General features: G+C 43.1%; 9 protein-coding genes. 3 read left to right on the top strand and 6 right to left on the bottom strand.

What is annotated here, in order from left to right; genetic code table 11:
- The coding region (locus R7O03_RS07560) for a hypothetical protein (protein WP_171343225.1) at window positions 1–512 on the bottom strand (512 nt) is incomplete at its 3' end.
- 152 nt (window positions 513–664) lie between these two features.
- A complete protein-coding gene (locus R7O03_RS07555; RefSeq protein WP_225452467.1) occupies window positions 665–2,101 on the bottom strand; it encodes an arylsulfatase in 1,437 nt (478 codons plus the stop codon).
- 247 nt (window positions 2,102–2,348) lie between these two features.
- Here R7O03_RS07555 and R7O03_RS07550 point away from each other — a divergent pair, with 247 nt between their 5' ends.
- A complete protein-coding gene (locus R7O03_RS07550; RefSeq protein ID WP_005377761.1) occupies window positions 2,349–3,866 on the top strand; it encodes an arylsulfatase in 1,518 nt (505 codons plus the stop codon).
- 107 nt (window positions 3,867–3,973) lie between these two features.
- Here the strand turns inward: R7O03_RS07550 and R7O03_RS07545 are convergent, their stop codons facing one another.
- From R7O03_RS07545 to R7O03_RS07535, 3 genes are all read right to left on the bottom strand, one after another.
- Window positions 3,974–4,972 carry an HAD family hydrolase gene (locus tag R7O03_RS07545; RefSeq protein ID WP_213987258.1) on the bottom strand — a complete coding sequence of 333 codons (999 nt, stop codon included), beginning with the start codon at window positions 4,970–4,972 and terminating at the stop codon, window positions 3,974–3,976.
- A 162-nt stretch (window positions 4,973–5,134) separates the two neighbouring features.
- On the bottom strand, window positions 5,135–6,232 hold the full coding sequence (locus R7O03_RS07540) for a hypothetical protein (RefSeq protein ID WP_017821946.1): 1,098 nt from the start codon (window positions 6,230–6,232) through the stop codon (window positions 5,135–5,137).
- Window positions 6,233–6,285: 53 nt separating this feature from the next.
- Complete coding sequence (locus tag R7O03_RS07535) at window positions 6,286–7,611, bottom strand: anaerobic sulfatase maturase (protein ID WP_213987257.1); 1,326 nt, start codon at window positions 7,609–7,611, stop codon at window positions 6,286–6,288.
- A gap of 238 nt (window positions 7,612–7,849) precedes the next feature.
- Here R7O03_RS07535 and R7O03_RS07530 point away from each other — a divergent pair, with 238 nt between their 5' ends.
- Window positions 7,850–8,578 carry a formylglycine-generating enzyme family protein gene (locus tag R7O03_RS07530; protein WP_372034459.1) on the top strand — a complete coding sequence of 243 codons (729 nt, stop codon included), beginning with the start codon at window positions 7,850–7,852 and terminating at the stop codon, window positions 8,576–8,578.
- A 45-nt stretch (window positions 8,579–8,623) separates the two neighbouring features.
- Here the strand turns inward: R7O03_RS07530 and R7O03_RS07525 are convergent, their stop codons facing one another.
- Complete coding sequence (locus tag R7O03_RS07525; protein ID WP_213987256.1) at window positions 8,624–10,954, bottom strand: tetratricopeptide repeat protein; 2,331 nt, start codon at window positions 10,952–10,954, stop codon at window positions 8,624–8,626.
- Between the two features lie 388 nt (window positions 10,955–11,342).
- On the opposite strand from R7O03_RS07525, the gene R7O03_RS07520 reads away from it, so the two are divergent.
- Window positions 11,343–12,908 carry an arylsulfatase gene (locus R7O03_RS07520; RefSeq protein ID WP_005377767.1) on the top strand — a complete coding sequence of 522 codons (1,566 nt, stop codon included), beginning with the start codon at window positions 11,343–11,345 and terminating at the stop codon, window positions 12,906–12,908.
- Window position 12,909: the final 1 nt, after the last annotated feature.

Here is a 12,909-nt window from a genome sequence, read left to right as displayed (position 1 = left end):
AGCCACTCATCGCTTATCTTGAGTGCGTCACCTTGAATCGTGACACTAGGAACTTCAAACTGGTTTTCGTATCCATCGCCGCCATCAAGAATATCCACCGTTAATATAGCATCGGGATTCAACCGCTCAGGAGCCTGAGTCTCAGAAGTTGGGTTCTCTCTTTCTTGCACTGCTGGCCTAGTAACATAGCCATTAGAAACGAGTTGCTCAGGTAAAACAGCGCGAATATAGGCAACAAAACTTAACCCACCAGAAGACTCACTAAAATCTCGAACGCTCTGATTAAAAGTGGATTCAATACCGTTTTGAGATGCAATTAAAAGATCATTCGAACTCGATTCATCCTCACTTGTTGTATCTTCATTAAATGCAATATCGAGAATGTCAGTATTAAGAACAACCACCTCTACTTCTGGAACTAATTGTTCGTTGGGCAACATTTGGATCCAAGAACCGTCACTTAAAACCGCCCAAAGAACATTACCGATTTGAATGTAGAGTATTGGCTGCATAATTCGCCCCATATGAAACAACGAACTTTAAGTATGGTCGACGAATATGACTGTTCAAATGAAACTAGAAAAAACATGGCCCTAAATGGCTCTAATGAGATATTGAACCAAAAACATACCTCATGTATGCGAGAAAGAGCCATTGGGGTAAACTACTTCTGGCGTAATCCATCCACTGGAAATTGATTGAAATTCCCCTTGCTACAATCGGGCTCATATCCAAATGGAGCAGGGAAAGGAATCGTATCGCAGCTTGTTGAAACGGAAGATTCAAACTTTACTCTCTTTCCTATCATGATAGGAAATAACCATGTGGCATTATTTCTTAAATCAAACTCCTCTTTAGGGTCATCAATCAAATTGTATATTTCAGGGATCTGTAATGGGCGCCCTTTCTCCGGCATGATATCTTGATCAATAAAGTGCATCTTGTAATTTTCCCACTTATAAGCGTAGGTTTCAGATCCATTGTTAACGATGAAACCATCTCGATTAGACTTTTCACTATCTCCCTTTAAAAAGGCCCACTGATCAATACTATCTATTGTTCTATCGCTTGGTAATTTGTATCCACCGACATGAGAAAGTGAGGCAAATAGATCCACAACATGGATAATTTCATCACTCACTCTGCCCGGTTTGATGTGGTTAGGCCAAGAGGCAATAAATGGTGTTCGGAGAGAGCCTTCAAGAGCCGTAAAGTACGCACCACGCCATGGTCCGCTAGAGCCTTGGTATGGCATATGCCACTCTGGACCGTTGTCAGAAAACCAAATCACTAGTGTATTGTCTTTAATTCCTGCTTTTTCTATTGCACCAATAACTTGCCCAGCTCGAAAATCTATCTCAGCTAACACATCTGAGTAATTTCCTTTGCCTGTTTTACCAATAAAATCAGGATGAGGTAGCGTCGGTAAATGTGGTTGAGTAAAAGTAATTACAGAGAAAAATGGCTTATTCTCTTTCACATTTCGATTTATAAAATCTGTGGCATGTTCAACTAGCTCACTGTCAATCGTTCTACGTGAGTCCAAATTATATTCTTTGACCCCTTTAGGGTCCTGCCCTGCTCTAGCTGAAAGGATTTGAGGTTTAGGTAATATAGCTTTATAACCGGGTTGAGAGCTATATTCTGACTCATCCGTCGTATTTGCAATGCCATACCATTCATCAAAGCCTTGATCCGTTGGAAAGCGCCCTTTTTGGTCTCCCAAATGCCATTTCCCGTAAAGGCTCGTGTTATATCCTTGTTCCTTAAACTTCTCTGCAATGGTTATTTCCCAGTTCACCATACCGTAAGGCACTCCCCAAACAACCTTATCTGTCCCAGATCTAAGCGCTCGCCTCCCCGTCATGAATGAGGAGCGAGTTGGCGTGCATTGCGGTTCCACATTAAAATTAGTAAGGCGTACACCTTCTCTAGCAAGTTGATCTAAGTTTTTAGTTTCAACACCTCTGGTACTCCCATAGGAACTTAGTTCCCCCCACCCAAGGTTATCAACCAACATTACCACGACATTTGGTGTCTCTTCCGCAACCACTTCTAACGGGATACATAGAAACAGGATAGTTGCTATTTTATTTTTCATAGTGTCGCCTTTCATTGAAATTCAATCCTGTAAGTGCGTCTTATCACACTTAAAACACACTAAAGTCTAGTCCATGTTAGTTAACATTTTTGAAAAACAGGGATTACTTGGAAGCAACAAAAAACCTCTACTATATTCAACTGACTACATTGTCTCATTTGGTGTCATCTCACTCGACTTCGCCATGATGAACACAATTAGTAACGTTATATAACGATAATGGACTCATTTATCGCGGAGGATTTTCATGCGAAACTCGATTAAAAAGGTAATGGCATTGGTCGGTACATTAGCTGCGTCCACAGCCTTTGCTGCCGATAAGCCCAACATCCTTGTGTTCTGGGGTGACGATGTAGGTGTATACAACATTAGTGCGTATCACAATGGTATGATGGGAGGGAAGACTCCTAACATTGATAAAATCGCCAATGAAGGTGCCATTTTCACAGACGCTTACGCACAACAGAGTTGTACTGCCGGACGAGCCTCATTTATTCTGGGTCAACATCCGTTTCGTACCGGTCTATTGACTATTGGTATGCCCGGCGCAAAAGAGGGTATTCAATCGAAAGATCCTACTATCGCAGAGTTACTTAAAAATCACGGCTATGTGTCTGGTCAGTTTGGTAAAAACCACCTTGGTGATCAAGATGAGCACCTACCAACTAACCATGGGTTTGATGAGTTCTTTGGTAACCTATACCATTTAAACGCGGAAGAAGAGCCTGAGTCTGAGTTTTATCCAAAAGATCCAGAGTTTCGTAAAAAATTCGGACCTCGAGGCGTGTTGAAGGCGACTGCGGATGGCAAAATCGAGGACACTGGTCCCCTTACTCGTAAGCGTATGGAAAACGTAGACCGAGAGTTCATGGATGCTAGCTTGGCATTTATGGAAAAAGCAGTAAAAGAAGACAAACCATTCTTTATTTGGCATAACTCAACCCGTATGCACGTCTGGACACATTTGAGTGAAGAATATCAAGGGAAGTCAGGTTACGGCTTATACGCCGATGGCATGATGGACCTAGATGATCAAGTAGGTGTCATGCTTGATAAACTTGAAGAGCTAGGCGTAGCAGATAACACCATTGTTGTTTTTAGTACCGATAATGGCGCTGAGAAATTTACCTGGCCAGATGGTGGTACTACACCGTTCAAGGGCGAAAAAGGTACGACTTGGGAAGGCGGATTCCGCGTTCCGATGATGGTACGCTGGCCTGGAAACATTAAACCAGGAACGGTTATCAACGATATCTTTTCACAAGAAGACTGGATGCCAACTCTACTCGCAGCTGTGGGCGAACCTGATGTGAAAGAAAAACTATTGAAGGGTCATAAAGCAGCGGGCAAAACCTTTAAAGCACATTTAGATGGCTACAACCAACTTGATCTGCTGACTGGTAAAGCTGATGAAGGCGCACGCAAAGAAATCTTTTACTTCGATGCTGGTGGTAATTTAAACGCCGTTCGTTATAAAGACTGGAAGATCCACTTCAGTATTATGGAGGGTGCCATTAATGAGGCATACCGCAAAACACCTAGTTGGCCTTTGATTGTAAACCTTCGTATGGATCCATTTGAGGTCGGTCCAGATGCAGCACTTTACGTCAGACATTTTTACGCTGATCAAATGTGGATGTTCGTTCCTGCTCAAGCTATCGTGCGTAAGTTCCTAGAGACATTTAAGGAGTTCCCTGCAACGAAAGGTAGCTCGTTAAGTATTGAAAAAGTGGTAGAAACAATGACACAGCAACCTAGAAACTAGACCCTAGGTATCGAAGCTATTGTGGAATTAACTAAGGCCTCAATTGTGAGGCCTTTTATTTCGTTGCAATTGTTTGGTTGCAGCAAGTTATGGTCAAACAAAGATTATCATTTAGTGCTCTCTTTAAACACTTGATTCCAATCTTGTTTCATATCGACAAATAGCCAACCTTGCTCTTCACCTACTTTAAACGATTTATCTAACTTACCAACATGAGAATCTTTATCATACGCCCATTCACGCTTGTCATCCGTGTGATGGATAATCGCAGAAAATCTTGGACCTGAACCTGCTTTCGTCCACTCTAACATCTGTAAATCACCATCAGAATTACCAAAAGCCATGACCGGACGTTTGCCAATGAAGTTTTGAATCGTCACAGGCTTTACTGCTTTGTCATTGACAAAGTCTATTTCCGGCATGCGTTGGATGGTAGGTTTTCCATCAACACTTTGATATTCCGCCTTTAACGTCGTTCCCACGATGTTTTGCGTTGGAATGCCGTATACTTCCGGCGCCCAAACGCGCATAAATTCAATTCCGCCTCCAGAAACGATGTAGGTCTGATAGTCGTTCGCTCTTAAATAGTCGAGCAGTTCGAGCATAGGTTGATATACCATTTCAGTGTATGGTCTACCCGTTGTTGGATGGACAGCCGTTTTCAACCATTCCTTAACTTCTTGATGAAACTGTTCAGTAGACATTCCAGAATGGGTTGCCATAACAAGCTTCATTACACCTTCGAGTCCTTGTTTACCAATCCCCTCCATGTCACCTTTTAATGCGGAAGCAAAGGGTTCGGTTGTCTTCCAATCAGGATGCTCAGAGGCCATTTCTTTTACTCTATCGATCGCAAAAAACAACTGTAGATAAACAGGCTTTTCTGCCCAAAGTGTTCCATCATTATCAAACGTCGCGATTCGTTGGCTTTCAGGAACATAGGAATCCGAACCTTGAGTCGTTGTTTTCGTAACAAACGCCATAATAGCTTGCTTAGAGTCAGTGTTGTTCCATGACGGAAGTGGATCTTGCATATCAGCAGCAACAGCGTAACTAGACAGAGCAAAACCTGTTGCTAAGACAATCGTCTTTAACTTTATAGCCATCTTAATTCCTTATATTGAGGTGCTAGGTGCGAATCCAATCAAAAGTATAGTTCAATTGAAACAGGCGCATATTGAACTGACATATCCAACGGCCACCAAAGAGTGACACCGTCACTAAATTGGTTCACTATTTTATTGAAATAGGAACATGGAATTTACCGATTAGAGTTTAAATTCATTGGCTTCAACTGATGTAGAGGCACTTTTACGTCCCTTTTTCTGATTGAGCTCTTCAATAACATAGTCGGGAGCGACCTTCGTTAGCTCTGTTAAACAGTCATCCGTTTTAGGGTTGCCGTATCTGACATAGATGTCACACACGGCATACAATTGTTCTGGAGCACCGGATATCAAATACGCTTGCTCAAAAGCGTTGACAGACTTCTTCAAGTCTAACTCTTCTTGCAGAACACCATTTAAATACCAAAAGTAACTGTTCGTCGTTGCCATCGTCGCAGCTTTGTCTATTTCAAACGCCGCTTCTTTCTTTTTGTCTAATCTAACCAAAGCGAGAGATTTAGAATAATGCAGCGAGGCATCTTCTGAATTTAGCTTGATACCCTCGTCAAGCACGTTGATAGCTTTTTGGTCTAGCTGTTGCGCTCGGAAGTTGTCTGCATAGCTTAACCAAACTTGAGGGTTGTTTGGCTCAAGCTTAGTTAACTCTGGGTATATCAGCGCCGCTTTATCCCAATCACGATGCCAACGGTAAACGTCTGCAAGTAATAACTTGGAAACATTATCGTTCTTACTGGACAAGTGTGCTGTCAGCTCTGAAACAGGCCCCTCAAGTGACTGCTGTTGCTCCGAACTCAAATTGGCGTAATCTCGAACGAGGTTAATCGCTGCTGTAATTCGCACCATGGCGGCGTCATCACTCAATAACGGTGAAATCAAACGCCAACGGTGCTCAATCATATATGGCTGTGCTCCCACGATCGCAGCTTCGCGAATACCTGCATCTTCATCCTGCAACCCACGCGCAACTGCAACCAATGCATTTTGGCTTGGATAGTTGGCTAACTCACGTAAAGCATCAATACGTTTTTCTGAAGACAACTTTTTATTTTGCGCATCATAAGACAGCTTTTCGACTCGTTGCGCCGGTGTCATTTGAGCTTCTTGTGGAGTGACAACCGTTGTCGGCGATACTTGATCTGGGTCTAGCAATGTTGTTTCTTGTGCCACTGCTGTTTGACTCGCAGCAATGCCGATCGAGATCACGAGTAATGATTTAGAGAGCAGCTTAATTTTTTGCATTCAATAACCTATATTCTTTCATTTCCGGGCCTGTAGCAGGCGTAGTGACTATCTTAAAACTTCGTTTCAAACACAGTCTGTGTTTGAGTAGCTTGCTGGTGTAGAATCTGGTCACTGTATTTGCCGTGAACCACTGGGTTACCTGTCGCTCGTAAGATGTACGCCATCGACTGATCAACATGGGTAAAAAACTTCTTCCAACCCGCGCAGAGATAATTAAGACCAGGCTCACCTTGCCTAGTACGGATAAAACGGTTTTTGGGACATTCTCCAAAACATGTAAATTGATAATCACATTGAAGGCACTGTTGGGGCAGCGTACGACTTTTAGCAAACCCAAATTTCTGCTGCTCAGAGCTATAAGCGAGCGTATCGAGCTTTTCGTGATGAATGTTTCCAACCTTATATTCTGGGTACACGTAATGATCACACGCAAACACATCACCATTAGGCTCCATTGCTAAGCCCTTCCCGCAGATTTCACCTAACGTACACAGTGGGTTTTTTCTGCCCATCCAGGTTTCGATACTGGCTTCAAAGTACTGCACAAACACGTTGCCGATATCGTGTAAAACCCATTCATTGAAAATCGCGATCAGAAAATTTCCCCATGCTTCATCCGCAACGCAAAAAGGCTCAACAACGGCATCTTTATGACCTGGGATCAACCGTTTATCTCCTTGCTTTAGTTGCTCGTTTGGCTCCCAAGTTTGAGGGGCGGTTGTTCTGAATGTTTTCTGCTCAACTATTGGAATAAACTGCATTTGAGGGGAGCGTACTTCATCTCGCAAGAATCGGTACACTTCAAGTGGGTTACGGCCGGTCAAGTTGTTAACACAAGTGAGCGTAGCAAACTTTACTTCGTGCTTATGTAATAATTCAACCGCATTCATAACTTGCCGGAATGTGCCTCTACCAGCTCGGTTTGTTCGGTAAGCGTTGTGCATCATTTCTGGGCCATCAATGCTTAAACCGACGAGAAAGTTGTTCGCCTTTAAAAACTCACACCATTCATCGTTAAGCAGTGTGCCATTAGTCTGGAGGTCATTGGAGATCGTAATGCCATCGGGACGGTATTTATTCTGTAGCTCAACAATTGTCTTGAAATAATCCAAACCTAGCATTGTCGGCTCACCACCCTGCCAAGAGAAAATAATTTCAGGTGTATTTTGTCCCGCTATATATTGACGGATATAGGTCTCGAGCGTTTCCTCATCCATGACTGGTGAGCAGCCTGGCTTGTACTCAAGTAAATCTTGTTTGCTTAGGTAGTAACAATAGGTGCAATCGATATTGCACACTGCACCGATAGGTTTCGCCATGACATGTAATCGCTTGGATGCTTTTCCATTGAACTGCGGACCTTGAGTTATGTGCATTCATCACCTTCTTAGTTGCTAGCCTGTGCCCAACGGCGCTAAGACTAATCATTAAGTTAATCGCCTAGTGTGATGATAATGTTCAATTATTCGTGGCGCTTGTTATAGTGTGTATAACTGTTTTTCATAGACTTGCCTGATAAAATTCTTTGATCATAAATGTTGATGGAGCTCCCCTATGAAGCATTCCAAAAGTAATACTCTTTACCTTGGTGCCGCTATTTCGATTTCGCTAATTATGACTGGATGTGCAACAACACAACCTAGCCCTCTTGCCCAAAAAATCGATCAAGATATGGTTCTTATTGAAGGTGGACAATTTACGATGGGCTCGGATAATCCGTCAGCAAATAAATCCGAGCGCCCGGCTCGCACCGTTCGCGTGGAAGATTTCTATTTGGCAAAATTTGAGGTAACCCAAGAGTTATTCGAATCGGTTACAGGATCTTCTCTGAGTTATTTTAGAAACCCAAATACGCCCGTGAATAACATTAGCTGGCAACAAGCCAATTATTTTATAAAGAAATTGAATGAAAAAACGGGAGAGCACTATCGTTTACCCACCGAAGCAGAATGGGAGTTTGCAGCGAAAGGGGGGAATCTAAGTCAAGGATTCACTTACGCGGGGTCTGATGATATTAACGACGTTGCCTGGTATGCCAGTAACTCAAACAATAAGGCACACAAGGTAGGTCAGAAAAAACCGAATGAGCTTGGCTTATACGATATGACGGGTAATGTTGGTGAGTTTGTTATTGATGCGTTTGATGAAGGCTATTACAAATCAGCACCAAGTGATAATCCGGTAAACGCAAAAGATGAAAAAGAAAGCCTGGCACACAAGTCTGTACGAGGTGGTAGCTTTGCCTATGATGCTGACGAATCCGAAAACTATCGTCGCGATTTTGCTAGCCAGTCAGTCATCATGTCCGACATGGGGCTGAGATTAGCGAAAGACGCTGATTAAACCAAGTAAGAAAAAGTGGAGCGATAAAAGCTCCACTTTTGGTAATTAGCTTCTATTGACCCCGACAATAGAGGCTTTAAGCTGATCAATAGCTTGTTTAGGCGCATAGTGACTAAGCTCTTGTATGCACCTGTCGAAAGCAAAAGCGACAGCGCCTTTTTTATGATTTCTCGCTAGAACCTCGCATTGAGCATACAAGTGTTGTGGATTGCCACCGACTTCAAATGCTGTATGCAACGCTTTACTGGCTTCTAGAACATCGCTCTTTTCTAAAGCTAGACCGTACACGTACCAATAATGCGCATTAGTTTCACCAATTTCTGCGGCGCGTCTAAGTAGCTTTTTCGCATCATCAGCTTTGCCTTGGCGTAACAAAGAAAGACCTGCGCTGTATGGTAATGTGCTGGATTTAGGTTGAGCTTTCATCCCTTGTTGTAGCACCGTGAGCGCAGCTTCTTCTTTACCTAGGTGACGATACAAATCTGCTAGGTTAACGTAGCTATTTTCGAAATAGGGTTCGATGCTGATCGCTTGTTTATACAGCTCGGCCGCTTTGTCGATTTCACCTAAGCTGCGGTACACATTCGCCAAATTGGTTCTTCCGAAACCACGATCGGCATTAAACTCTTGAATTTCCATGTACTCTTCTAAAGGCGATTTAATGATATCTTTTTGTAAAGGGGTCATTTGTGCGTAGTTCGCTACCAGCACCGAGGCAGCTTCCGCTCTCACTGAAAGCACCGGGTCACCAAGCAATGGCTCTAGAATCCGCCACCGATCATGAAATTCATAACCAGACGAGCCTGAAATTGCCCCTAATCGAACCATTTCATTCTCATTCTTAACGGCCCTAGCCAAAGATACTGTTGTATTTTGGTCAGTATTGCCCCCCATTCTCTCCAGGGCTGAAGCACGAATAATGTCTTTTAACGACGAATCCTGAGCAGAGTATGCCAACGCATTTGCTGCTCCTTGATGACCAATTGAATCCGCATAAAATGCGACAGCAAAATGTTGTTGATTACGATACTTCGAATTCGGGTACCATTCTGCTATCTGTTCATCGGCCCATTGATTGCTTTTATCTTCATGGCATGACATGCAAACATTGGGCGTTCCAATATGTTTGCTCAAATCCGGTCGTGGAATATGCCAACTGTGGTCTCTACGAGGATCGACTTGCATGTAAGTCGTTTCTGGCATGTGACAAGTCGTACATTGCGATGCTTCAGATCCAGCCTTATGAAAGGTATGCTTTTCAGGTGTATATTCCGATGCAATATGGCATTGCGAACATACTGCCTCTTCTGGGATCGTTAACTCTGCCGTGTGTGGATCATGACAATTAGTGCACGTGACCCCCTTCTCCGCCATTTCAGATTGAAGAAACGAACCATAAACATAATCTTCGTCGTAAATCTGTCCATCATGATAGTAGAGTTCAGGTGTTATAAGACTTAAGCGATATTTATCAAAAAAGGAACCTTTAACATGATCACCTGTTTCATTTAACTGGGTTCGGCGACTATGGCATTGAGCGCATGTTTGCACTTGATTGGTTGCTTCAATTGATTTCGGCTGTAACGTACTATGGCCTTCCTCAAACACCCAATCCGACACTGCTTTAGACAAATTTCGATCAAAGCCATAATGGCTGTCATGCTCAAAAGAAGTGCCAGCATTTTTGTATTTCTTGGCCAGCTCTATGTGCTGACTAGCGGGACCATGGCATGCTTCGCATCCCACATTAATCTCTGACCATGAGCTGTTGTAAGTGTTTTTGTCAGCGTCGTAATTCTTCTTTAGATTCGTTGAATGGCAATCAGCACACATGAAGTTCCAATTTTGCCCGGTATTGGTCCAATAGAATTCATCCGTTGTTGTCGTTTCTGGATAAAGATGAAACCAACGCTGTCCCCCTTCAACTTTAGCTCTTGTGTCCCAAGCAAAAGGAATAAGCTGCACGCGGCCATCTTCAAACTCGACCATGTACTGCTGTAGTGGCTCCCAGCCAAATGTATAGCTGATCTTATAGTCATGCCATTGCCCGTCAGAGCCTTGAATGTTGACCCAATATTCGCCGCCTTTTTTAAAAAACCGATTAGGCATTCCTTTGTGCGTTACAACATGGTTATCAAAATCACCACGTACAGAGGTTGTACTTGCATGCTTCATGGCCATATCGTGATGTGACCCTTTCCAAGCCTCCACCTCGTTTTGGTGGCACTCTGCACAAGCTTGTGTGCCAGCATATTCTGGATTTAAGCCTGAAGGAATATTTGGTTTCTCTGTGAATAACTCTTGAGAAAAAGCCATAAAACTGACAACAACGTTGACCAGCAATAAAATGCGAAACCGGCCTGCCCACTGACTCATAGATATCCTTATATTTATAATGTACAACCTAAATCAATATAGACACTAAATCACTGGTTATACAAATAATTACAAGCAATACATAACGACTTTAGTATTGCTTTAGGACCGTAAAACAAGCGAGCATCCTATTGTTTTTCATTTCCATCCCCTCTTCTACTACGCAATAAAAATAAGGCTCTTCAGTGATCTAAATCTACTTTACGAATCTCTACAAACTAACAGGACAATCCTATTTCTTCTTAATTAACAAATAGTTACCACCAAGCAATAACTTATGGTTATATCGAGTATAAGAGGATTTTTCTATATACATCATTAACTTATGCAGCAACTAAGCATAAGGCTCACTTGTGCTTATCTTTACTCTCAACAATCTGGAGTTTTTATGGCAAATCAATTGAGCAAAATCGCTGTAGGCGCAGGACTGTTAGCGGCGTCCAGTGCTGCTATGGCAGCCGACAAACCGAATATTCTGGCAATTTTTGGTGACGATATCGGCTACTGGAATATCAGCGCATACAACCAAGGTATGATGAGTTACAAAACGCCAAACATCGACCGTATCGCGAATGAAGGTGCGTTGTTCACAGATCACTACGGACAACAGTCTTGTACTGCTGGTCGCGCGGCCTTTATTACGGGTGAAGAGCCATTTCGTACGGGTTTGTTAACAATTGGTATGCCAGGCTCTGACCACGGCATACCTGATTGGGCGCCAACCATTGCAGATCTGTTAAAAGAACAAGGTTACATGACGGGTCAATTTGGTAAAAACCACTTAGGTGACCAAGATAAGCACTTACCGACAAAACACGGCTTTGACGAATTCTTCGGTAACTTATATCACCTAAACGCAGAAGAAGAACCTGAAACTTATTACTACCCTAAAGACCCAGAGTTTCGTAAAAACTATGGCCCTCGTGGTGTCATTAAGTCTTATGCCGACGGTAAGATTGAAGACACTGGCCCAATGACACGAAAACGTATGGAGCACGCAGATGAAGAGTTCCTAGAGAGCTCTTTGGCATTTATGGAAAAAGCAGTTAAGGCGGATAAACCCTTCTTTATTTGGCATAACGCCACTCGTATGCACGTTTGGACTCGCTTGCAGGAAAAATACCAAGGTAAATCAGGTGTAAGCATTTATGCCGATGGTATGCTGGAACATGATGATCATGTAGGTGTTTTACTCGACAAGCTGGATGAGCTAGGTGTTGCCGACAACACTATCGTTATCTACTCAACGGACAACGGCGCAGAAACCATGACTTGGCCAGATGGTGGCGCAACACCATTCCATGGTGAAAAAGGTACAACTTGGGAAGGCGGTATGCGTGTTCCTCAACTGGTTCGTTGGCCAGGCGTAATTAAGCCAGGAACCAAGATCAATGAAATGATGGCACACCAAGACTGGTTGCCTACATTATTGGCAGCTGCTGGCGTACCTGATGTAAAAGAAAAACTGGCAGAAGGCTACAAAGCAAATGGCAAAGAGTGGCGTGTACATTTAGATGGTTATAACTTCATGCCATACTTTGAAGGTAAGGAAGAAAAAGGCCCTCGTGAGTCGCTGCTTTACTTTACGTCTAATGGTGAATTAAACGCTGTCCGCTGGAATGACTGGAAACTTCACTTTGCAACGCTTGAAGGGAACCTAAGTAACGCAGTTCGTTTTGCTCCGAACTGGCCTAAAATCATCCACCTACGCGCTGACCCATTCGAAAAAGGCCCAAGCGAATCACAAATGTACTTGCGTTGGATGGCTGACAACATGTGGCTATTTGTACCTGTACAAGACGTTGTGGGAGAGTTCTTTAAAACACTCCCAGAATACCCAATGCAGCGTGGCACAGCGATGAACCCTGCTTCACTAAACTACGACTCTCTAAAAATGCAAGAGAAGCTGCAACAACTAGACAAAGTTGAACAAGAAATCAGCAAGTTTAAGTAAA

The sequence above is a fragment of the Vibrio sp. Vb2960 genome, from assembly GCF_033337665.1.
Classification (GTDB): Bacteria; Pseudomonadota; Gammaproteobacteria; order Enterobacterales; family Vibrionaceae; genus Vibrio; species Vibrio alginolyticus.
This window is presented reverse-complemented; position numbering and strand designations above follow the sequence as displayed.

Excerpts from the sequence above, each read along its gene's own strand:
- R7O03_RS07555 (WP_225452467.1), bottom strand. The coding sequence starts at position 2,101 with ATGAAAAATAAAATAGCAACTATCCTGTTTCTATGTATCCCGTTAGAA.
- R7O03_RS07550 (WP_005377761.1), top strand. The coding sequence starts at position 2,349 with ATGCGAAACTCGATTAAAAAGGTAATGGCATTGGTCGGTACATTAGCT.
- R7O03_RS07545 (WP_213987258.1), bottom strand. The coding sequence starts at position 4,972 with ATGGCTATAAAGTTAAAGACGATTGTCTTAGCAACAGGTTTTGCTCTG.
- R7O03_RS07540 (WP_017821946.1), bottom strand. The coding sequence starts at position 6,232 with ATGCAAAAAATTAAGCTGCTCTCTAAATCATTACTCGTGATCTCGATC.
- R7O03_RS07535 (WP_213987257.1), bottom strand. The coding sequence starts at position 7,611 with ATGCACATAACTCAAGGTCCGCAGTTCAATGGAAAAGCATCCAAGCGA.
- R7O03_RS07530 (WP_372034459.1), top strand. The coding sequence starts at position 7,850 with ATGACTGGATGTGCAACAACACAACCTAGCCCTCTTGCCCAAAAAATC.
- R7O03_RS07525 (WP_213987256.1), bottom strand. The coding sequence starts at position 10,954 with ATGAGTCAGTGGGCAGGCCGGTTTCGCATTTTATTGCTGGTCAACGTT.
- R7O03_RS07520 (WP_005377767.1), top strand. The coding sequence starts at position 11,343 with ATGGCAAATCAATTGAGCAAAATCGCTGTAGGCGCAGGACTGTTAGCG.